Below are 23756 nucleotides of genomic sequence, written 5' to 3'. Positions count from 1 at the left end.
TTCTATCTAAAGCTTAAACAAGAAATTACTTAAAGCCTAAATATATTACTTAAACAGATTCCGCATCGCGGCTATCACCTTGCACGGAATGGGAGAAAAGATCTCTCGTCACTGCGTTTCCCTCGAGATGACAAGCTAATGGCTAAATACGCACTACAATAGTGCAAATTATTAAATAAACGCACTACCTAAGTGCAAATAATTTATATGAATAAATAACAATGGATAGCTTATTTTAATATTCAATTAGAATCATTCCCCTTAGCACCACATCGGGGATCACTCTCGACCATCTGACTACAGACTACCAACTTCCAACTATCCTACTACACCATTACACCACTAGACGAATACACGAATACACGAAAACACCACTCCACCATTACTCCACTCCACCATCACACGAATACACGAAAACATTTTAAATTTTGAGATAGTAAATTTGAGATTTGAATTTTGAAATAATTCCCCTTAGCAGCACATTGAGATCACCCTAGACCACTTGACTAATGACTCTTCGACTCTCCAACTACACCATTACACCACTCCACCATTACACCAATATACAATTACACGAAAAATAACTCCCAAAACCTTTGGTTTTATTTAAGAAACTCACCTACTTTGTAATTGCAAAATCTATGGATAGCCTTAACGAGAAAACTCATCCTATTTCCTCTATATCAATCCTGTGCTAAACTGCCTAAATTATTGGATGAGTAAACTCTTGTGAGCGTATCTTAGAGGTTTTAAAACGCGCTGCGGTGACCTTACTATGGGACTCACCACGGCGAAGCCGTTTCTAATCCTTAAGTTGGTTAGCGGGTTGTCGAGTTGGCGGGTTCTCATGTTGGCGGGTTGACGCGTTCCGCGTTGGCGAGTTGGCGAGTTCTCGAGTTGGCGAGTTGGCGAGTTCCGAGTTAGCGGGTTCCGAGTTGACGCGTTCCGAGTTAGCGGGTTCCGAGTTAGCGAGTTGACGGGTTCCGCGTTGACGGGTTCCGCGTTTGCGAGTTGGCGGGTTGGTGGGTTGGCGAGTTTCGAGTTAGCGGGTTCCACGTTAGCGAGTTGACAAACCCGGAATAAAATAACCCGTAACCCGGAATAACAAAACCCGAAATAACAAAACCCGAAACCCGAAATAGTACAACCCGAAATAAAAAAACCCGTAACCCGGAATAAAATAACCCGAAATAGAACAACCCGAAATAACAAACCCCGAAATGGTAAACCCGAAATAAAACAACCCGAAATAACAAAACCCAAAAGAAATGGCAACAATCACAACCTTCGAGGATCTTAAAGTTTGGCAGGCCAGTAGAAGTTTAAACAAAAGGATGTTTGAAATTTTATCAAAACGACAAGATCAGAACAGAGGCTTTCTTATAAATCACTTGTTTAAGACAAGCGGGAGTATTATGGATAATATTGCGGAAGGTTTTGAACGCGACGGGAACAAGGAGTTTAAAAATTTTCTATCCTATTCTAAAGGCAGTGCAGGTGAGCTCATTTCACAACTGTATCGCGCTTTAGATATCGAAATAATTAATCAAAATGAATTTAACGAGCTAAAAGAAAAGACCAATACAATAGCTAATCAACTAGGGGCTTTGATGAATTACTTGAAAACCTCGCCTTACAAAGGGAAAAAGTTCACTGAACCACCGAGTAAATATAGTTCTTAGGTTTGCGGGTTTGCGGGTTTGCGAGTTCAAAGTTGGCGGGTTCTGCGTTGGCGGGTTGACGCGTTCCGCGTTGGCGAGTTGGCGGGTTGGCGGGTTCCGAGCTGGCGGGTTGACGCGTTCCGAGTTTAGGGGTTCCGAGTTGGCGGGTTCCGAGTTGGCGGGTTCCGAGTTAGCGGGTTCCGAGTTGGCGGGTTCTCAAGTTGGCGGGTTGGCGGGTTCCACGTTGGCAAGTTGACAAACCCGAAATAAAAAACCCGAAACCCGGAATAATACAACCCGAAATGGTAAACCCGAAATAGAACAACTCGAAATAGAGAACCCGAAATAAAAAACCCGAAATAAAAAAACCCGCAACCCGAAATAACAAAACCCGAAATAAAACAACCCGAAATAAAAAAACCCGAAATAAAAAACCCGGAATAATACAACCCGGAATAAAAAACCCCGTAACCCGAAATAAAAAACCCGGAATAACAAAACCCGCAACCCGAAATAAAAAACCCGAAATAAAAAACCCCGTAACCCGAAATAGAACAACCCGAAATAAAAAAACCCGCAACCCGAAATGGTAAACCCAAAATAACAAAACCAAAACAATGAACATCACACTTATCGCTGGGGCGAGACCCAATTTCATGAAAATCGCGCCCATCCTTCATGCTATTCAAAAGTCAAAGAGTTCCATCACTTGTCGTTTAGTGCATACAGGTCAGCATTATGATGAGAAGATGAGTGAGACTTTTTTAGACAACTTAATATCCCGCATCCCGACGTTAACTTGGAGTGTGGAGGGGGTTCTCAAGCCGAGCAAACCGCTTCGATTATGTTGGCCTTCGAAAAGGAGTTACTAGCCCATCCTACCGATTTGGTGATGGTGGTGGGCGATGTCACCTCTACCATGGCTTGTAGTATTGTGGCCAAAAAGTTAGGCGTAAACGTAGCTCACGTCGAAGCCGGTATCCGGTCTTGGGATAGAAGCATGCCCGAGGAAATAAACCGCATGCTCACCGATAGCATTACCGACTATTTCTTTACGACCTCCACTTTGGCGGGAGATAACCTTTTACGAGAAGGACACCGCCAGGAACAGATTTTCTTTACGGGGAATGTGATGATCGATACCTTACGCGCTAACGAAAGCCGACTTCAACAACCCGAGGTTTGGAAGGAGCTGGGTTTAAAAGAAAAAAACTATCTGGTGATGACCATGCACCGACCAGCCAACGTAGATGAGGAACATAAACTAAAGGAATTTATCCAAAGCATAGACGATAACACGCAAGGGATGCCGGTGGTGTTTCCCATCCATCCCCGGACCAAGGGCATTTTGGAAAAAGCAGGAATCCTTATGAAAAACATTCATCTGGTAGAACCATTAGGCTACCTAGAATTTAATTACTTGGTAAAGCATGCCAAAGGCGTGTTAACCGACTCTGGCGGGATTACCGAAGAAACCACGGTGATGAACGTCCCCTGCATCACGCTACGGGACAACACCGAGCGCCCAGAAACGATAGATATAGGCACCAATGAGCTCATTGGCACGGCCCCTAAAAGGATAAAACCCGCTTTAGAAAAACTCTTCGCTGGTCATTGGAAGCAAGGCCAAATCCCCGAAAAATGGGATGGTAAAGCCGCTGAACGGATTGTGGAGGTGTTGAGTGGTATGCTCAAATAAACTCACATTAAAGCATTCTTATATAAACTTAAGTCTATGATTTATCCATAAAAAGATGGCAGAAACTGTTAAGCTAATAAATTTACCAAAAATTGAAGATGATAGAGGAAACTTGACTTTTCTTCAGGAGAATACGCATATTCCTTTTAAAGTTGAGCGTGTGTTTTGGACTTACGATGTGCCTGGAGGCCAACAAAGAGGTGGGCATGCCTATAAGACACAAGAAGAAATTATTATCGCTTTGTCTGGAAGTTTCGATGTGGTGATTACACATAAAGATGGTGAGAAAGAAACATATCAACTTAACCGATCTTACAATGCCATATATATATCTTCCAAAACATGGCGTCATATAGAAAATCACTCAACTAATGCAGTATCCTTACATCTTTCAAGCAAAAAATATGACGGCGATGACTACATTAGAAATATCGAAAGTTTAACATGAAAACCACGAAAACAAACGATTGCAAATTAATCACTATCGACCAAATTGGAGATAGACGAGGACATATCTCTGTTGTAGAAAATAATAAAGAAGTCCCATTTGAAGTCAAGCGTATCTATTATTTATACGATGTACCAAGTGGTGAAGAAAGAGGCGGCCATGCTCATAAAGATTTAAAACAATTAATTATCGCTGTATGCGGAAGTTTTGATGTTATTGTAGGTGATGGTGAAACCGAAAAAACGTTCTCACTTAATCGACCCAATAAAGGGTTGTATTTTACATCGGGTTTATGGAGAAAAATAAATAACTTTTCATCTGGAGCAATATGTTTGGTTTTAGCTTCTCATAAGTATGATGAAAAAGATTATATCAGAAATTATAATGAATTTTTAAGCTATAAAAAATGATACATAAGTTAGCCGAAGTAAAGTCTAAAACTATTGGCCATAATACTAATGTTTGGCAATTTACAATCATTTTAGAAAATGCTGTTCTTGGTGAAAATTGTAACATCAATTGTCACGTTTTTATTGAAAATGATGTTATCATAGGGGATCGAGTAACTATAAAGCCAGGGGTTCAAATTTGGGATGGTTTAAGAATTGCAAGCGACGTATTCGTTGGTCCAAATGTTACTTTTGTTAATGATAAAACGCCTCGATCCAAAGTTTATCCTAGTTCATTTCAAAAAACAATAGTCAAGAATTATGCGTCTATAGGTGCGAATGCAACTATATTAGGTGGAATAGAAATTGGGAAATATGCAATGATAGGCGCTGGAAGTGTCGTGACCAAAAATGTACCAGACCGAGCTTTAGTTATAGGAAGCCCTGCAAGAATTTCGTCGTGGTTAAATGATGATGGTTCTAAAATGGTGTTGATAGGTAAGAACAGCTATAGAGATAGCGAGAATAACTTATGGAAAATCAAGGAAAATAAATTAGTAAGAGATAATGAATAAAATACCTTTTCTAAATTTTCAACCTATGCACGAACAAATTCGTTCTGAAATGCATCAAGCTTTTAGCGATGTTTACGATAGCTATTGGTACATTATGGGAGAAAAGCTTCAAACTTTTGAAGCCAGTTATGCCAAATACAATCAAACCAAGTATTGCGTAGGGGTAAGTAATGGTTTAGACGCTTTAATTCTTGCTTTACAAGCATTGAATATTGGAAAAGGTGATGAAGTGATAGTACCTTCAAATACCTATATAGCCAGTGTAATAGCCATTACAACCGTTGGGGCAACCCCTGTATTTGTTGAGCCAAGAATAGATACTTACAATATCAACCCAGAACTTATAGAGCAAAAGATAACAAAAAGAACCAAGGCTATTATGCCTGTTCATTTATACGGTCAAGCTTGTGAAATGGACTATATTATGAAGCTCGCGGAAGCTTATGATTTGTATGTGGTAGAAGATAATGCGCAAGCCCATGGTTCTAGTTATAATGGAAAACTGACAGGAAGTTTTGGTCATGCCAATGGTGTTAGTTTCTACCCTGGAAAAAATTTAGGGGCGCTTGGAGATGCTGGTGCTGTTACCACAAATAAGGAAGAGATTGCTGAAAAGATTAAAGCCTTAAGGAATTATGGCAGCCACAAAAAATACCATAATAATTATGTGGGTCTCAATAGACGACTAGACGAGTTACAAGCTGCTCTTTTATCGGTTAAACTTCAATATCTCAACGACTGGACTCAAGAACGAAAGGAAATTGCTGAAACTTATAATGAAATTTTAGTAGGGTCTAATTTAATATTGCCAAAACTCGCATCCAATGCAGATCATGTCTATCATTTATATGTGGTAAGAACAAGCAAACGAGAGGAACTACAGGAACATTTAAACAATAAAGGGGTAGGGACTTTAATACATTATCCTATTCCACCACATCTACAAAAAGCTTACAAGTACCTTGGCTATAAAAAAGGAGATTTTCCCATTGCAGAAGAACTCGCCAATACATCAATTAGTTTACCATTGTGGGTTGGATTAAATACTAGACAAATAAATTCAATAACTTCTATAATTAATGAATAAACTCTACGTTCACATAGGTCCGCCAAAAACTGCTACTACTTCTTTTCAATATTATTTTATTGAAAATAAAATAGAAAATTTAACCTATCAAGGAGTAAAACAACCAAGGGTGACAAATGATGATTCGATATGTAAAATACTTTATAATGATGTTATAAATAAAACTTATGATATTGACGTTAATTTTATTGAAAAAACGTTGAAAAAAAGTAACGTTCTAATATCTGAAGAAATGTTTTTAGTTGAACAAAATCAACTTTCTTGGAAGGATAAACTAAAATATCTATCCAATTTATTAGGTCAATTCGATCCTGTGATTCTAATTGTTTTGAGAAATCCAATTGACTCGATTAGATCATATTATCAAGAATTGTTTTATAATCTTGATAAAAGTAAAATAAAATCTATAAATGATTTTGCCTTAAGTGAGTATTGTAGTATTTATGACTATTCTTATTTAATAAGCTTTATATACCAACAAGGGTTTAACAATATTGAATTATTAAAATATGAAAGGCTAATTAAAGGGAAGTATAAATTAAATGAAGTTTTTAATTTAGTGTCGGATGAAATTATGATATTGAGTCATCAAAACAAGTCCATAAAAAATAAAGGAAAATTTTATGCTAAAAATAATAATTTAAGAAAGACTTTAATCCATTACACTCCCTCCATATTTAGAAATAAATTTTCTGCTTCACTTAAAAAAAAGATAATTGGTTTTATCCCGAATTTAGATTTTAAAAAAGGAAAAGAAATTGATAAAGAGATTAATAGTGAAATTTCGATTGAATTTTTGAAAAAGTATAATTTTATTTTAAAATCTAAATATCTAGTTGAGTAGCTCTAAATCCATACTGAAGTCAACTTCTATCATTGGGGGGTCATCTGTAATTACAATACTATTAAATATAGCAAGATCTAAAGTGATTGCTTTACTCCTAGGGCCTTCAGGCACTGGTTTAATTGGTGCTTTGCAATCGTCAACTTCTTTTATTCAAAGTTTATCAAGTTTGGGTATAGATAACTCTGCGGTAAGAGATATTGCGCAAGCTAATTCAAAAGGTAATCAAGAAAAATTAAGCCTCGTTGTAAAGAGTCTTAGAAAAATTGTGGTTTTTACAGGGTTTGCAGGTTTATTACTCACCGTCATTTTTGCTCAACCTTTATCTCAATTTACCTTTGATACTTCAGAATATACGTTTGAAATAAGGTTACTCTCCATTGCTGTGTTTTTTAATTTAATTCAGGCTGGGCAAAGTGCTTTGATCCAAGGTATGCGGCGCATAAAAGATTTAGCTCGCATGTCTATTCTTTCTAGCTTAATGGGGACAATTTTAAGTTTGCCATTGATTTATTTCTTTAATTTTGATGGCATTAGTTATTATTTAGTAGTCTTAGCAACGGGACAGTTTCTGGTTTCGTTTTATTACGCTAGGAAAATTAAAATACAGAGTATAAAAGTCAGCTGGCAAGACGCTTTTGAGGAGTCTAGAGGCATGATTAAGCTCGGATTTTCGTTTATGGGAGGTGCTCTCGCTGCTATTCTTTCAGCATATTTGATTAGAGTTATCATAATTAGAGACCTTAGCTTGGCTGATGCAGGAATCTATCAGGCAGCTTTTGCCTTAAGCGGATTATATATAGGTGTCATTTTGCAGGCTATGGGAAAAGATTTTTACCCAAGACTTACCGCTGTAGCTTTTGATTCTAAAAAAGAAATTCAATTGATTAACGAACAGACTCAGGTGGGTATGATGCTGGCTGCACCTGGTCTTATGTTTACGATGGCAATTGCTCCATTAGCCATACGTCTATTGTATTCCCGAGAATACCTAGATGCCTTTCCCATTTTACAGTGGATGATTTTAGGAGTATTTTTAAGAACAATTTCCTGGCCAATGGGTTATCTATTTATTGCTAGAGCAAAAGGAAAAAAATTTCTTTTAACTCAAGTTTTATCAAATGTCATTCTACTTGTGTTTACTTATTTTTTTATCACTTACTTCGGACTGGAAGGTGCGGGTATTGCTTTTTTTGGTTTATATATTTTACATGTTATTTATATGTATTTTTTTATTAGAACAGAGAACAATTTTAAATGGAATGGTGGGGTGATCAAACGTATGATTTTGTTGTCCACATCTTTTATTATTGCTTTTACAGCAATCCAATACCTTTCCTCTTTTTGGGGAAGTATAACTTCTGCAGTTATTGGTGTTTTATTGAGTTTTTTTGCCTTAAAAGAAATTAGCAATATTTTAGAAATTAAAAGCTTAAAACAATTAATGGATTTAATTAAAAATAGAAAGAAGTGAAAGCAGAACAACCACTAGTGAGTATTGTAGTAATCACTTATAATTCCTCGAAGTATGTGCTAGAGACCCTAGAAAGTTGTAAAGCACAAACTTATAAAAATATAGAGTTGATCATCAGTGATGACGGCTCTACTGATGAAACCATAGTAATATGCCAAGAGTGGCTTGATAGAAGTCAAAGTGAATTTGTAAATACAAAATTAATAACTGTAAAAAATAACTCGGGGATTCCTGCCAATTGTAATCGTGGAGTTAAAGCTTCTGAGGGTGAATGGATAAAGTTGATTGCTGGGGACGATGTTTTATTAAAGGATTGTATAAAAATAAATACTGATGCTACTAAAAAATCAAATTTGCCGCTTTATTTTAGTAATATGGTTGTTTTTAATCAAAAAGGTGAATTAAATGAAATAACTAATAACTATAATATTGTCGCAAAATGGTTTGGTAGTAAAGATAAAAATTCTAAAAAAAAGAGCTATTTTAGATATCCAATTATGCTCAATATTCCTACTTTATTTATAAAAAAAAGTATTATAAAAAGTTTGGAAGGTTTTGACGAGAGATTTAAATTATTGGAAGATCAGCCCTTTTTGTTAAAACTTTTTAAAAATGATTATGATATTGAACATATCAATAAGGCTACAGTCAAGTACAGATCTCATTTTGAAAGTGTAATGAATAATCAATCTGAATTATTTAGTAACAATCTGCGTGACTCTTATCAACTTTTTTCTAGACCTTATTTGAGTAATTATAATTTAAAAGATTTAATATTTAAAACTTATAGAGACATAAGCTTTTATTTAATTTTAAAAAATTATCATACAAATCGTATTGCTAAATTTTTTTTAAGACTAAAAAATTTAATATATAAATTAAGTTAGTTATATGATACGAAAAATACTTTTCATTTCATGGGATGGCCCGCAAACAACATACTTGGAAAGTCTATTTTTTCCTATTTTTAACCAAATACAAAAGCATGGGGCATATGAATTTCATGTGATGCAATTTACTTGGGCAGATAAAGAAAAAAAAGAGGTAATTGAGGCTTCTGCTAAAAAAGCAGAGATTAAATACACATCAGAAAAAGTCTACCGTAAGCCCTTAACTAGTGCTGGCAGTTTGTTTACTATTTTTAAAGGTATTAAAATTTTAAAACATTATATAAATTTTCATAAGATTGATATCCTCATGCCTCGCAGTTCATTACCTGCAATGATGGTAAACCGTTTAAATATAAAAGGGTTGAAAGTAATTTTTGATGCTGACGGGATGCCATTAATGGAAAGGATAGAATTTTCTGGCCTACCCATATCAAGTATACAATACAAAATTCTAAAGAAAGAAGAATCTAAATTAATTAATTCTGCAAATGCAGTTATAGTTCGTTCTAATGAAGCGATAAATATGCATACTAAGCAACACCATTTAAAGACCAAGATTAATTTTTTTGTTGTTTTAAATGGAAGGGATCAATCAAAATTTATTTTTAATAAAAAGGATAGAGAACGTATTCGGAAAGATCTCGGTTATCAAGAAAATGAAAAAGTTTTTGTTTATTGTGGCTCTTTAGATGGAAATAAGTACGATTTAAAATTAATGATTAAGTTCTTTATTGCTTATAAAATCAAAAACTCTAGAGGTAAATTGTTGATTTTATCGTCGTCGTACATAAATAATGAAGACTTACCAGCTAATTATATTGAGGACATCAATATAATGGAAGTTAAGCCTTACGAAGTTCCTTTTTATTTATCGGCTGCAGATATTGCTTTAGGCTTTATAAAACCAACAAGAAGTATGAAAGCTGTATCTGCAATAAAACTAGGTGAATATCTATTAATGGGCTTACCAGTAATTTTTTCAAAGGGAATCGGCAATAGTGGGAAAATTCTAAATAATTTAACAACGGCTTATTTATATGATTATAAAAATCCTAATTCTATAAAAGAGGCTACTATATTTGCCGAAAACATTAAAGGCTACAATTTAGATACATTAAGGGACATAGGTATTAATTATTTTTCCCTTGAGAAAAGTTCAGAAAGTTACCTTAAAGTACTTGATCAATTGTGAAAATACTTTATTTTACAAAATACTCACGATTAGGCGCTAGTAGTCGATTGCGTAGTTTTCAATATTTTCCTTACTTAGAAGCAGCTGGTTACACTATTGAGGTTTATCCGTTATTTTCGGATACCTACTTGGAAAAATTGTATGATGGTCATTCTTCAAAATTTTTAATTCTTAGGTCTTATGTGAAGAGATTTTTTTATTTATTGAAAATTTCAAAGCATAACCACCTAATAATTGAAAAAGAACTCTTCCCCTATATGCCTGCTTGGGTAGAAATTATTCTATTCTATTTAGGTATAAAATACATAGTTGATTATGATGATGCTATATTTCATAATTATGATAAGCATCCAAATAAAATAATTCGCCAACTTTTAAAATATAAAATTGATAAAGTGATGAGATATAGTTCTTTTGTTGTCGCAGGTAACTCATATCTGGCTGAAAGAGCTATACAAGCTGGCGCAAAACATATAGATATTATTCCAACTGTAATTGATTTAAATAGATATAATAAATCGATAATTAAAAGAAACAAAAAGCAAGTAATAGGTTGGATTGGTTCACCTTCCACTTTTAGATATGTCAAAAATATTGAGAGTGTTTTAGAAAAAATTACTTTAAAATATGACGTTTATCTTCATATTATAGGTTCTGGAGCAGAAAGGCTAAGCTTTGAGAAAAATGTGAAATATATCAGCTGGCGTGAAGATTCAGAAGTTGATGAAATATTAAAATTTGATGTCGGGATAATGCCACTAGAAGATTCTGGGTGGGAAAAAGGAAAGTGTGCATATAAATTAATACAATATATGGGATGCAAAAAACCTGTGATTGCTTCTGCGGTAGGTATGAATATGCAAGTTGTAGAAGATAATGTTAATGGGTTTTTAGTTAATTCAATTAGAGGATGGTATGAAAAACTTTCTTTCTATTTAAATGATACTGGAATATCTCGTAAACATGGTTTAAACGGTTATGATAAAGTTATAGATACTTACAATGTAGAGAAAGCATCAGACCGATTAATTTCAATTATAAGGTCTTAAATGAATTTTTTTTACACGCTTTTATTAATAATAATTGGATTTATTTTTATAAATAGATTTAAAAATAATCTCTCAAAAACCGAACTATTAGTTTTAAGAAAAATCTGGATTTTTCACATTTTAGTATCTGTAGGTTTTTATTTTTTTACTAGAAATGGCGGCGGAGATGCATGGTATTATTTCATTACGTCCCAAAAAATGAACTTTATTGAGTTCTGGAATTACATATTAAATAAAAAAGGGACCTATTTCGTTTTTGCTTTAAATTATATGCCTTTAAAAATTTTAGATTTAAATTTTTTCAACAATACTTTACTTTTCAGTTTTGTAGGTTTTGTTGGTATGGTATATTTTTATTTGACAGCTTTAGAAACGATCCCCCACAATACTAAAATTGGAAAATTTTTCATTTTCCCTTTAATATTTTTTCTACCCAATTTGCATTTTTGGTCCTCTGGCGTGGGGAAAGATAGCTTGTTGTTCTTATGTATCGGGATGTTTACTTACGCTTTGTTATCTATAAAGAAGCGCTTATTTTTAATTGTCATTTCATTGGGGCTGTCTTTTTTTATAAGACCACATATGGTTTTATTTCTTTTAATTTCATTTGGCTTAGCCTACTTATTTCACACAAAAATTGGAGGTGTAAAGCGATTTTTTCTTGCTGGGATTCTTATTGTCGGAAGTATAATCATCTTACCTTCCGTATTAGAGTTTGTGAAAGTAGAAGAAATATCGACTGAAAGTATTGTGAAATTTTCTGAAGATAAATCAGCTTTATTAAGTAGAGAAGAAACTGGTTCTCGATTAAGCCAATCTTCCTCTTTTCCGGCAAAACTTTTTGCTTTTTATTTTCGTCCTTTCTTTTTTGATGTTAATGGATTACCTGCTCTAATCGCTTCCTTTGAAAATTTATTATTAGTCCTACTTAGTCTTAAAGTGTTAAGAAACAAACCTTATTTAGCATTTAAAAAAGCGCCCTTTGTAATAAAAGGACTTATTCTATTTATGCTTATTGGGTCTATAGCTTTTTCATTTAGTCTTGGCAATGTGGGAATCATGATTAGAATGAGAAATATGTTTTTACCTGGTTTTATAATTTTTATGATGTGGACGCTTTCTTATGCTCACGAAAGAAAACTTAAATCTCAAAATAAACATAGTTAACAATACAATTTGAAGTCAAGCTATTTTTTATTTTTATTTCACGTTATAGTAGGTTATTTTACTTATACATATGTTATTACTAATACTTCAGACTCCACGTTATACTGGTTTCTCAACTACGATATTCATCAATACAATTGGCTAGATTTTTTTAGGGTGGGTACACCCTTTATGCTTTTTCTAAACTATCCGTTCTTAAAGTTGGATTTACCTTTTTGGTTTGGGAATCTTATTTACGCTTGTATTGGTTTTTGGGGGATTTACCTTTTTAGTAAATGGGCTTATAAGGTCTTAAACATTAAGTCTTCTGGTAACCTCTTAATTTTTATACTACTAGGTTTTATTTTAATTCAACCTAATCTGCACGTGTGGAATTCTTTAATAAGTAAAGAAGTAATTGTCTTTTGGAGTATTTCTGCTATCTTTTATTCTAGTTTGTCTATTGCCAAGAGATGGTATCAAGGAAGTATTGGTGTTTTCTTACTCGTCATGTTACGTCCTCACGTGGCTTTTATGTTACTCACTTCTGCTATCATCGTTTTTATTTTAGATAGGAAATTATCACATAAGTTGAGACTTTTAGTCTTTAGTGGAGCAGTTTTGTCTTGCACTGGATTGTTTTTTCTAATGCTAAAAATATCTAAGATAAGATATTTTGATTGGTCCAGGATTCAACATTATAATGAGTTTTCGGTCCTATCCTTAAAGGAAACTTCCGGATATGTCCCTATGTTAGATTACAATTATGTTTATAAGCTATTCTCTCTCAACTTTAGACCCTTATTTTTTGATGCCTATAACGCTTTTACTCTGTTAGCAAGTTTAGAAAATATAATCAGCTTGCTGTTCGTGTTATTTGGTTTGTTACTAGTGTTCAAAAATTTCAAAACCCTTGCTTTTTCAAGGTGGATGAAGGTGTCTTTTTTATTTTTTATCATAGCCTCCGCGTTGTACATAGAACGATATTCCAACTTGGGTTTATTTATGAGAACCAAAATGATGTATATGCCGTTTCTGTTTGTAGCCATAACAGCTGTTATTTCTCAAAGCATGAAAATGAATTCTTTAAACCATAAACTCATTCGCCTTACCACCGTTCCGCTTTCTTTACAATACTTGTTAAAAGGTCAGCCAAGGTATATGAGTGCTTTTTTTGAAGTTTTATGTGTGTCTTCAGGATCAACTAAAGACTTGGAAGAGGTAGCTAATCGGGAAGGAGTCAAGGTGCAGGAGGTCGAGATGACACGCCAGATTACCCCCTTTAAAGATTTAAAATCAGTTTGGAAACTATACAAGCTATTTAAAAAGGAAAAACCGGCAATTGTCCATACTCATACGCCTAAAGCTGGTATTGTAGGGATGTTGGCGGCTAATCTTGCTGGGGTTCCTTTTCGCTTGCATACCGTAGCTGGATTGCCTCTGATGGAAGCTCAAGGGATTAAACGCTTTGTTCTCGATACGGTAGAGAAATTAACTTACTCCTTTGCCACCAAAGTTTATCCCAATAGTAAGGGCTTGGAAGAGTTTATACTTAGTCATCGCTTTACAAACAAATCCAAGGTGAAGATGATTGGCAATGGAAGTTCCAACGGTATCGACACTACTTTTTTTAACCCTAGCTTATATACAAAAAATTCAAAACAGGAACTTAGAGCTCAACTAGGCCTAGGCGAAAAAGACTTTGTGTTTGTGTTCGTCGGTCGCCTGGTTAGTGATAAAGGAGTTAATGAATTGGTAAATGCCTTTAAGGGGTTAACCAGTCAACTAGTTAACCAGTCAACTCACTACAAATTACTTCTCGTCGGTCCTTTAGAAACTGAACTCGACCCTTTACAAGACCAAACGCTCAACGAGATCGAAAGCAACCTCACTATTATCACCACAGGTTTTCAACCCGATGTCCGTCCTTATTTCGCCATCAGTAATGCCCTAGTCTTCCCAAGCTACCGGGAAGGCTTCCCTAATGTGGTTATGCAAGCGGGAGCCATGGGTTTGCCTTCTATTGTAACTGATATTAATGGGTGTAATGAAATCATTGAAGACGGTAAAAATGGATTAATTATCCCACCTAAAAACACAAAAGCCTTGCAAGAAAAAATGCTGAGATTGGTGGAAGATGAGCAATTGTATAAACACTTAGCCTCTAACTCCCGTGAAATGATCACCTCACGGTATGAGCAGAAATTGGTGTGGGAGGCTCTGTTGGAGGAGTATAAGCGGTTGCTAGTGAATAGTGGGCAGTGAATTGTGAGTAGTAATCAGTGAGCGGTGAATTGTGAATAGTAATGAGCTTTATATCATAAAAAAGATCCTGAACCAATTTTTGTCATCCTGAATTTATTTCAGGATCTAACACGCATCATCAGAAAATAAGCAATGCCTAAGCGAAACCACCATAACTATTCCGTTTACATTCTCACTAATAAACCTAAAGGTAGTTTATACATAGGTGTTACAGGTGGGCTGGATGATAGAATGGAGCGCCATCTTAAAGGCTGCGGCAGTAAATTTACGTCAACATATAAACTAAAACGGCTCGTTTATTTTGAAGAATTTCAATATATAGAAGATGCTATAACTAGAGAAAAACAATTAAAAAACTGGCATCGGCAATGGAAGATCAATTTGATAGAACAAGATAACCCTGAATGGGAAGATTTGTATAAACCATTAGACTAAGGCCTAGATCCTGAAACAAGTTCAGGATGACACTCGTTGCTTGTCATGCTATCCCGATAGCTCTCTGGATTAGCATTTTACAAGTAATCAACATATACAAAAAAAATGTATAAAACAACCATAAAACCCTTCCTAGATTTCCTCGCCGCTCTTATCGGTTTAATCCTGTTGAGCCCAATTTTTATTATAGTTACACTACTGTTAGCCATCGCCAATAACGGAAAGCCTTTTTTCTTTCAAACCCGTCCGGGGGAAAACGAGCGATTGTTTAGTATCATCAAGTTTAAAACGATGACTGATAATAAAGACAAAAACGGCAACTTACTGCCGGATGCAGAACGACTGACGGCAGTAGGGAGCTTTGTGCGTAAAACCTCGCTAGATGAAATTCCACAACTCTTGAATGTTTTAAAAGGGGATATGAGTTTAGTTGGGCCAAGACCCTTATTGCCCGAATACTTGCCTTTGTACACTCTAGAGCAAAAAAGGCGACATGAGGTAAAACCTGGAATCACAGGCTGGGCTCAGGTGAATGGAAGAAATGCGCTCTCTTGGAGCGATAAGTTTAAAAGGGATGTGGAGTATGTAGAGCAGCAAAGTTTTGTACTAGACTGTAAAATTCTATTTTTGACCCTTAAAAAAGTGCTGGTGTCTGAGGGGATTTCTCAAAACGGGCAAGTGGGCATGTCAAAATTTGAAGGAAATGAGTAAAGTGTCTTTATACGGAGCAAGCGGTCATGCTAAAGTTATTTTGGATATCATTAGATCCATAGAGGGCCTGGAGATAGGTTTTATTTTTGACGATAACCCATCAGTCACTCAGTTACTGAATCATAAGGTCTTAAAGCCTTCAGACTTTCCCGAACAATTTCAGCGCTATCCTTTATTCTTGAGTATTGGTAATAACTCCACACGCGAGCATTTAATGCAACGTCTCAATTCAAGTTCGTTTTCTAGAGCTCTAGTACATTCCTCTGCCCATATTTCAGAAGAAACAAAACTGCAGAAAGGAAGTGTCATTATGCCAATGGCTGTGGTGAATGCCTTTACTAAAATCGGTGAACACTGTATTGTGAATACAGGGGCGGTTATAGAACACGATTGCAGCCTCGAAGATTTTGTCCACGTGTCTCCCAATGCTACTGTTTGTGGTGGAGTGACTATTGGGAAAGGGACACATGTTGGGGCGGGTGCGATTATTATCCCTGAGATTAAAATTGGTGAGCACTGTGTAATTGGTGCGGGGACAGTGGTGATAGATCATATACCAAGTCATTCCAAAGTCGTTGGGAATCCAGGTCGTATCATTTAATGAGACTCAAACTATTTTTATTTTACCTTTTTTAAAGACGTCATGGCATTTTCTTAAAAAAACATAGCAATTTTATCCCAACTAAAGCAACTCAGAAACAAAAGTTAATATTTTTTAGATAATTAGCCTATAAAAGTGAATTTTCGATTAAATTCTACAAGCTATTTAACACGGAGACTATATATTTGTTTTTATAAAATCAATATTATGAAAAAAATTACTTTATTAGGCTTTGTTTTTGCAGCCTTCACGTTAAGTACCTACGCGCAAGAAAGCTCAAGTTTAATTCCAGACTATAACAGATTTTCTATTGATATAGGAGCTGGCGTTGCCAAAGCTTCTTCACCAATTACACCTGCCTCGGAAGGGGTGTTTTTTGATACAAAACTGCAGGATTTAGCCTTTGAAGTAGGGGCTAGATATATGTTCAATGATAAATTTGGTCTTAAAGTGAGTGGATTATACTTTGAAAGTACCAATACTGGCGATCCTGCTTTTGATATGGACACCGAATTTTTTCGGGCTAACTTAGAAGGGGTGGCTAACCTTGGTAATATTTTAGGCTTTAGAGAGTTCACACAACGTTTCAATCTTTTATTTCACGCTGGAGCGGGGATGAGTCATATTTCCTTACCAGAAAATGCAGTCTTAGCAAATGAAAGTGAAACACTAGTCAACTTTATGGCAGGAATTACACCACAAATCAAAATAACCGATCGTTTTTCTTTTAACTTAGACTTGTCTGTGATTGGGAATTTAGGTCAAGATTTAACTTATGATGGTCGTCAAAACAACCAAACTCGAAACTTTGATGGAATGGTCGTTTCAGCAACCGCAGGAGTATCCATCTACTTAGGTGATAATGAAAAGCATGCAGACTGGTTAGATAATTCACCTAAAAAGCTGTTTGGAGAACGCGTAGAAGAATTAGAAAACGAATTGGCTAAAATACAACGTGATATGCAAGACACCGATAAAGACGGCGTTGCAGATTACCTAGACAGAGAGCCAAATACAACCTCTGGAGTGGCGGTGAATACCAAAGGAGAGTCAATCGACTTAAACCAAAACGGGGTTCCAGACGAAATAGAAAAGTCTCTACAGAAAATGTACGTGACCAAAGAATTTGCTAGCGAAACCTATTTTGCAGGTGGTGTAGAAGGCGTTAAGCCAGATGCCAATGATGATCTTATCAATGTGTACTTTAGATTTGATAGTACTCAGCCAGAATATTACTCTCTAAATGCCATCAATCAAATCGTAAAATACATGAGAGCACATCCAGAAGCTGAGGCAATGTTAACAGGTTATGCAGATCAAATTGGAAATACAGAATACAACAATACACTCTCTGAAAACCGTGCTAAAAAAGTGTTTGACATTGTGATTGCTTCAGGTATTGAAGCATCTCGTTTAAGCTATAGAGGTGGAGGAGTAGATAGTTCAGTAGATAAAAATTCTGAAGAAGCTAGACAAATTGTAAGACGTGTGTCTTTCGAATTGAGATAAATCTAGTTTTAACTTATAAATTAAACTCCGCAAGAGCAATCTTGCGGAGTTTCTTCGTTCCTCCCATTCCGTGTAAGGCGATAGCCGCGATACGGAATCTCTCCATTCCGTGCAAGCGACAGCGGGATGCGGAATCTCTCCCATTCCGTGAAAGGCGATAGCCGCGATACGGAATCTGTTTAAGTGATGTATTTAGGCTTTAAGTAATTTCTTATTTAAGCTCTAGATAAAATTATTGCTTTCATTACTTTTTACCATCGCCGTAAAAAGTAACCAAAAAGGGCTAGGCTGTTTGAAAAAAACTAGAAAATCCTACGGAACCCCCAGCCACAGATGAAAAATAACTCATCACGCAAAAGCGTGACTCAAACAGATTTTCATCTCTTCTCCCAAGCTGCTTCCTTGATTTTCAAATTTTTTTCAATAGGCCGTTTTCTTTGTGTCGTGGAACTTGAAGCCTCGAGGCTGTCACTTCGAGTGATTTTCGATAGAAAATTGTATCTAGAAGTGCTTTGAAGTTATTAGCTTAGTCGAGTTCTCGATACAAATTTCACTTTTTTCAAAAGCAAAATTCACTCGAACTGACATATATTCAAACTCACCTTTCATCTCTCAAGACTATTCACTGTTCATCATTTGTTATTCAGTGTTCACTATTCGATAGTCTACCAGTCTACAAGTTCTAGGCTGTCACTTCGAGCCTGCCTGCTTTCCTTGAAAGGCAGGTGATTTTCGATAGAAAATTGTATCGAGAAGTAGTTTTAAGTCAGGAGCTTAGTCGATGTCTCTATATCATTTACTCTCTCTTTCTTTTTTGCATCGCCCAAAAAAGAAACAAAAAAGACTAGGCTGTTTGAAAAAAACTAGAAAATTCTACGGAATCCCCAGCCACAGATGAAAAATAACTCATCACGCAAAAGCGTGACTCAAACAGATTTTCATCTCTTCTCCCAAGCTGCTTCCTTGATTTTCAAATTTTTTTCAATAGGCCATTTTTCTTTGTATCGAGAGACTTGTCACCTTGAACGTACAATTGTCATCTTGAGGGAAACGCAGTGACGAGAGATTTCAGCCACTAGTCTACCAGTTCACCTCTCAAGACTCACCACTCACTTGTCACTTCGAGTGATTTTCGATAGAAAATTGTATCGAGAAGTGTAATAAAGTTAATGAAGATGCTGAAATGATCCCGAGACTTCGGGGCAGCATGACAAAGCTTACCACTCACCACTAATACCTCCCTTGGGCTTAGTCGAGTTCTCGATACAATGGTTTTGGTCTGTCGCCACAAACCCATTACTCGAACTGACATGTATTCAATTCAAATTATTTAAACTCACCACTCACCACTCACCACTCACCACCCACCACTAATAGCTTCATTAAAATTTGAATTGTCAATTTTGAAATTTTAAATATGAAATATAGGTCGTCAATCACTTCAAGGCTGTCACTTCGAGTGATTTTCGATAGAAAATTGTATCGAGAAGTAGTTTGAAATTATGAGATTAATCCAGCTTTCTATATCATTTACTTTCTTTTCTTTTTTGCTTCGCCCAAAAAAGAAACAAAAAAGACTAGGCTTATTTTTATGTCTTAGAAAACTACAAAAGCGGCTCCACCACGCAAAGCAAACCGTTTCACTAGTGCTTTGTTCCATTATCCTTTCTTCACCACTTTTTTGTTTTCCAAATTCCATAAAAAGTAGGCCATTTTTCTTTGTATCGAGAAACTTGTCACTTCAAGGCTGTCACTTCGAGTGATTTTCGATAGAAAATTGTATCGAGAAGTGCTTTGAAGTCAGGTGTTTAATCGAGTTCTCGATACAAATTTCACTTTTTTCAAAAGTAAAATTTACCTGCCTACCAAGGAACGCAGGCAGGCTCGAACTGACATTTTTTCAATTAAAAATTCACAATTATAAATTAATAATTATTCAAACCCACCTCTCACCTCTAAAGACTATTCACTGTTCATCATTCGTTATTTTTTATTCGTTATTCGATAGCCACCACTCACAACTCACTTCTCACGACTCACCACTCACAACTCACCACTCACGACTCACAACCCACCACTCACCACTCACCACTCACAACTCACAACTCACTTCTCACCACTACACCATTACACCGTTCTGCCTCTCACAAAAACCAGTGCCCCCATTAACTTAATCATTTCATAACAGTAAATACATGACTTAAATCGAAGAAAAGCAGGACTTTTGCGGTTGATTTTTTGGAATGGAAACGCTGTATATTTCCCTTATTGTTCTCTTATTTCTCTTAGCCATCGCCGATTTGGTGGTAGGGGTCAGTAATGATGCGGTAAATTTCCTAAATTCTGCCATTGGCTCCAAAGCTGTTCCCATGCGTACAATTCTGATTGTAGCAGGTCTAGGGGTTTTGGTTGGAGCCGTGTTTTCCTCAGGGCTTATGGAAGTGGCTAGGAAAGGTATCTTTAATCCTGAACTCTTCTTTTTTGATGAAATCATCATCATTTTTTTAGCGGTCCTTATTACCGATATTCTTTTGCTGGATTTCTTCAATTCTATTGGAATTCCTACGTCGACAACCGTTTCTGTGGTGTTCGAATTGTTGGGTGCTGCCGTAGTGATTTCATTGCTTAAGCTATATGAAACTGGCGAAGGCATCGGAGGCCTTGAGCAGTTCATCAATGTCCAAAAAGCCTCTGAAATTAGCTTTGGCATCTTGATTTCGGTTTTCATCGCTTTTGGGGTTGGCGCTGTGGTTCAGTTTGTTTCCAGACTGATTTTCACTTTTGACTACCATAGAAAATTGAAATACATTGGCGCTCTTTACGGGGGCGTTTCCCTGTCGGCAATTACTTATTTTATACTTCTGAAAGGAACCAATTCCATTACTTTTTTAGACCAAAATATCATTGAGAGTGTCTTAGATAATAAACTCTTAATTATTGGCTTTAGTTTTGTGTTCTGGGCGGCCATCTCCCAACTTCTCATTCAAGTTTTTCGTTGTCATATTCTGAAGGTGATTGTGGTTATAGGTACTTTTGCATTAGCCCTGGCTTTTGCAGGAAACGATTTGGTCAACTTTATTGGAGTGAGCATCGCCGCTTGGCAATCCTTTATCTTATGGCAAGAGGCGTTTCTAGCCTCGGGGGTATTGCCTTCAGAATTTCTGATGGATGGCTTATCGGGCGAAGTCCAAACGCCTGTATTCTTATTGGTAATTGCAGGAGCAATTATGGTGGTGACCCTTTGGTTTTCTAGTAAAGCTCAGTATGTTGTTCAAACGGGAGTGAACCTAGGTCGTCAAGGAGAGGGCCAGGAACGCTTTAAACCTAACTTCTTATCCAGAACCGTGGTGAGGTATTCTGTTTTTGTGGGTCAGACGTTTTCTCAAGTATTACCAGATTCTATTCAAAATAAAATCAACAGTAGGTTTATCTATCCTGAAAAGGCTTTTGGTTATAAAAAAGGAGTTGCTAAACCAGCATTTGATTTATTGAGAGCATCCGTTAATTTAGTTTTAGCGAGTATTCTAATTTCTTTGGGGACGAGTTATACTTTGCCTTTATCAACCACTTACGTCACGTTTATGGTAGCTATGGGAACTTCCTTTGGAGATCGAGCTTGGGGGAGAGAAAGCGCTGTATATCGGGTTGCGGGGGTGTTTAATGTGATTGGTAGTTGGATTGCCACAGCAGCGATCGCCTTTACCGCAGCGGGACTATTATCGCTTATTATTTGGTTTGGCTCTTATTATGCGATTGCAATTTTATTGGTTTTTGCCTTAGTGTCTATTATTAAAAGCGCTGTAAAACACTCCAAACGGGTTAAGTTTGAACGAGATCATAAGAAATTTAATAAAACCGATATCATTACGATTAATGAAATCACCAAAGAATCTTCTGAAAACATTGTAAAGGTGATTTCAGGAGTGAACAATTTGCTTTTAGACGTTGTGAATAACTTGGGCTACCACGATTTAAGTCGACTTAAAAAGAGCTTGAAAAGCCAGGAGGAGTTAGATGTTGTGATAGATGAATTGAAGGATAATGTTTTTTACTACATCAAGTCTTTAGAAGATACTAATGTAGAAGCCTCCAAGTTTTATGTGCTGACTTTAGATTATCTTCAGGATATGGTTCAGTCTCTGGCTTATATCACCAGGAGTAGTCATACTCACGTGAGCAATAATCACAAGAATCTGTTATTCAATCAAATTCGGGATTTAAAAGGCGTTCAAAGAGATCTTGATGAGGTATACGGCCATCTTGTCAAAGCCTTCCAATCACAAGAATTCGATAGCATTCAACAGCTCATCACCGACGAGCGTAAAGTATTAGAGAAGATTTCCAATTTGTTACAGAAGCAAATTGAAAGAATTCGGGATACTGAAAATAGTCCTAAAAACTCTAAGCTTTACTTTGGAATCTTACTTGAAACCAAAAACTTGACAAAAACCTCTATTGCTTTACTGGAATTGTTCAGGGAGTATTACGAAGAAGCTAAGCAGGAGTTTTAATGCGTTTATAGTTGACAGTTTTTGGTTAATTGTTTCTAGGTAGGCTAGGGGTCTTTAATGTTATTGTCATCTTGAGGGAAACGCAGTGACGAAAGATCTTTTCTCTCATTCCGTGCAAGGCGATAGCCGAGATGCGGAATCTGTTTAAGTGATGTTCTGCGGCTTAAGACGCAATGTCACTTCGAGTGATTTTCGATAGAAAATTGTATCGAGAAGTAGTCTTAAGTCAGGAGCTAAAAAGAGTTCTCGATACAATGGTTTTGGTCTATCGCCACAAACCCATTACTCGAACTAACAGATGATCCCGAGACTTCGGTGCAGCATGACAAAGCTTACCACTCACAACTATTCACTGTTCATCATTCGTTATTCTGTATTCATTATTATTTATTCAATGTTCCTTAATTCTGCGTTCAGCAAACCTTATTCTTTATTCAATATTCAGTATCCACCACTCACGACTCACAACTCACTTGTCACTTCGAGTGATTTTCGATAGAAAATTGTATCGAGAAGTAGTTTGAAGTCCGAAGCTTAGTCGAGTTCTCGATACAATGGTTTTGGTCTATCGCCACAAACCCATTACTCGAACTGACAGATGATCCCGAGACTTCGGGGCAGCATGACAAAGCTCACCACTCACAACTATTCACTGTTCATCATTCGTTATTCTGTATTCATTATTATTTATTAAATGTTCCTTATTCTGCGTTCAGCAAACCTTATTCTTTATTCGGTATTCAATATTCAGTATCCACCACTCACCACTCACGACTCACTTGTCACTTCGAGTGATTTTCGATAGAAAATTGTATCGAGAAGTAGTTTTAAGTTATTAGTTTAGTCGATGTCTCTATATCATTTACTGTCTCCTTTCTTTTTTGCATCGCCCAAAAAAGAAACAAAAAAGACTAGGCTTTTTGAAAAAAAATAGAAAATCCTACGGAACCCCCAGCCACAGATGAAAAATAACTCATCATGCAAAAGCATGACTCAAACAGATTTTCATCTCTTTTCCCAAGCTGCTTCCTTGATTTTTAACTTTTTTTCAATAGGCCGGTTTTCTTTGTATCGTGGAACTTGAAGCCTTGAATTCACTATTGTCATCTCGAGGGAAACGCAGTGACGAAAGATCTTTGTCACTTTTTGTATAATTAGTCACCTTGAAAATTTGAATTGTCAATTTTGAAATTTTAAATATGAAATATAGGTCGTCAATCACTTCAAGGCTGTCACTTCGAGTGATTTTCGATAGAAAATTGTATCGAGA

Annotated in this window: 18 protein-coding genes; all 18 read left to right on the top strand. The window is 36.1% G+C overall.

Going from position 1 to position 23756, the window contains the following annotated elements:
- Nucleotides 1-1268: 1268 nt before the first annotated feature.
- The 18 genes from PGOND44_RS10990 (at nucleotide 1269) to PGOND44_RS10895 (ending at nucleotide 22486) form a co-directional block, all read left to right on the top strand.
- Nucleotides 1269-1682, top strand: coding sequence for a four helix bundle protein (locus PGOND44_RS10990; protein WP_003441626.1), 414 nt, complete (start codon nucleotides 1269-1271; stop codon nucleotides 1680-1682).
- A gap of 778 nt (nucleotides 1683-2460) precedes the next feature.
- The gene (gene wecB / locus PGOND44_RS10980; protein WP_316928553.1) at nucleotides 2461-3360 is read left to right on the top strand and encodes a non-hydrolyzing UDP-N-acetylglucosamine 2-epimerase; all 900 of its coding nucleotides are present in this window, start codon (nucleotides 2461-2463) and stop codon (nucleotides 3358-3360) included.
- Between the two features lie 55 nt (nucleotides 3361-3415).
- Entirely contained in the window at nucleotides 3416-3808 is a 393-nt protein-coding gene (locus tag PGOND44_RS10975) for a sugar 3,4-ketoisomerase (protein ID WP_003441621.1), read from the top strand.
- Nucleotides 3805-4218, top strand: coding sequence for a sugar 3,4-ketoisomerase (locus PGOND44_RS10970; RefSeq protein ID WP_003441618.1), 414 nt, complete (start codon nucleotides 3805-3807; stop codon nucleotides 4216-4218). Before PGOND44_RS10975 ends, PGOND44_RS10970 begins: the two co-directional genes overlap by 4 nt.
- Nucleotides 4215-4772 (top strand): acyltransferase, encoded by a 558-nt coding sequence (locus PGOND44_RS10965; RefSeq protein WP_003441616.1) that lies wholly within the window; start codon nucleotides 4215-4217, stop codon nucleotides 4770-4772. Before PGOND44_RS10970 ends, PGOND44_RS10965 begins: the two co-directional genes overlap by 4 nt.
- A gap of 25 nt (nucleotides 4773-4797) precedes the next feature.
- Complete coding sequence (locus PGOND44_RS10960) at nucleotides 4798-5859, top strand: DegT/DnrJ/EryC1/StrS family aminotransferase (protein ID WP_201764730.1); 1062 nt, start codon at nucleotides 4798-4800, stop codon at nucleotides 5857-5859.
- On the top strand, nucleotides 5852-6703 hold the full coding sequence (locus PGOND44_RS10955) for a hypothetical protein (RefSeq protein WP_003441612.1): 852 nt from the start codon (nucleotides 5852-5854) through the stop codon (nucleotides 6701-6703). Before PGOND44_RS10960 ends, PGOND44_RS10955 begins: the two co-directional genes overlap by 8 nt.
- Complete coding sequence (locus tag PGOND44_RS10950; protein ID WP_003441610.1) at nucleotides 6696-8177, top strand: O-antigen translocase; 1482 nt, start codon at nucleotides 6696-6698, stop codon at nucleotides 8175-8177. Before PGOND44_RS10955 ends, PGOND44_RS10950 begins: the two co-directional genes overlap by 8 nt.
- On the top strand, nucleotides 8174-9064 hold the full coding sequence (locus PGOND44_RS10945; protein WP_003441609.1) for a glycosyltransferase family 2 protein: 891 nt from the start codon (nucleotides 8174-8176) through the stop codon (nucleotides 9062-9064). The genes PGOND44_RS10950 and PGOND44_RS10945 overlap by 4 nt, the downstream gene beginning before the upstream one ends.
- 4 nt (nucleotides 9065-9068) lie before the next feature.
- On the top strand, nucleotides 9069-10259 hold the full coding sequence (locus PGOND44_RS10940) for a glycosyltransferase family protein (RefSeq protein ID WP_003441606.1): 1191 nt from the start codon (nucleotides 9069-9071) through the stop codon (nucleotides 10257-10259).
- Complete coding sequence (locus tag PGOND44_RS10935) at nucleotides 10256-11308, top strand: glycosyltransferase family 4 protein (RefSeq protein ID WP_003441603.1); 1053 nt, start codon at nucleotides 10256-10258, stop codon at nucleotides 11306-11308. Before PGOND44_RS10940 ends, PGOND44_RS10935 begins: the two co-directional genes overlap by 4 nt.
- Nucleotides 11309-12475, top strand: coding sequence for a hypothetical protein (locus tag PGOND44_RS10930; RefSeq protein ID WP_003441600.1), 1167 nt, complete (start codon nucleotides 11309-11311; stop codon nucleotides 12473-12475).
- A 1056-nt stretch (nucleotides 12476-13531) separates the two neighbouring features.
- On the top strand, nucleotides 13532-14719 hold the full coding sequence (locus PGOND44_RS10925; protein ID WP_040556070.1) for a glycosyltransferase family 4 protein: 1188 nt from the start codon (nucleotides 13532-13534) through the stop codon (nucleotides 14717-14719).
- A gap of 132 nt (nucleotides 14720-14851) precedes the next feature.
- The gene (locus PGOND44_RS10920; protein WP_003441595.1) at nucleotides 14852-15154 is read left to right on the top strand and encodes a GIY-YIG nuclease family protein; all 303 of its coding nucleotides are present in this window, start codon (nucleotides 14852-14854) and stop codon (nucleotides 15152-15154) included.
- Between the two features lie 105 nt (nucleotides 15155-15259).
- Entirely contained in the window at nucleotides 15260-15865 is a 606-nt protein-coding gene (locus tag PGOND44_RS10915) for a sugar transferase (protein ID WP_003441592.1), read from the top strand.
- Nucleotides 15858-16466 carry an acetyltransferase gene (locus PGOND44_RS10910; protein ID WP_003441589.1) on the top strand — a complete coding sequence of 203 codons (609 nt, stop codon included), beginning with the start codon at nucleotides 15858-15860 and terminating at the stop codon, nucleotides 16464-16466. Before PGOND44_RS10915 ends, PGOND44_RS10910 begins: the two co-directional genes overlap by 8 nt.
- 207 nt (nucleotides 16467-16673) lie before the next feature.
- Nucleotides 16674-17975, top strand: a complete 1302-nt coding sequence (locus PGOND44_RS10905; RefSeq protein WP_003441585.1) for an OmpA family protein — start codon at nucleotides 16674-16676, stop codon at nucleotides 17973-17975.
- 2243 nt (nucleotides 17976-20218) lie between these two features.
- A complete protein-coding gene (locus tag PGOND44_RS10895) occupies nucleotides 20219-22486 on the top strand; it encodes an inorganic phosphate transporter (protein WP_003441581.1) in 2268 nt (755 codons plus the stop codon).
- The last annotated feature ends 1270 nt before the right edge of the window (nucleotides 22487-23756 follow it).

This window comes from Psychroflexus gondwanensis ACAM 44, from assembly GCF_000355905.1.
GTDB lineage: Bacteria > Bacteroidota > Bacteroidia > Flavobacteriales > Flavobacteriaceae > Psychroflexus > Psychroflexus gondwanensis.
The sequence above is the reverse complement of the archived record's forward strand: the minus strand, read 5'-3'. Positions and strand labels throughout refer to the sequence as shown.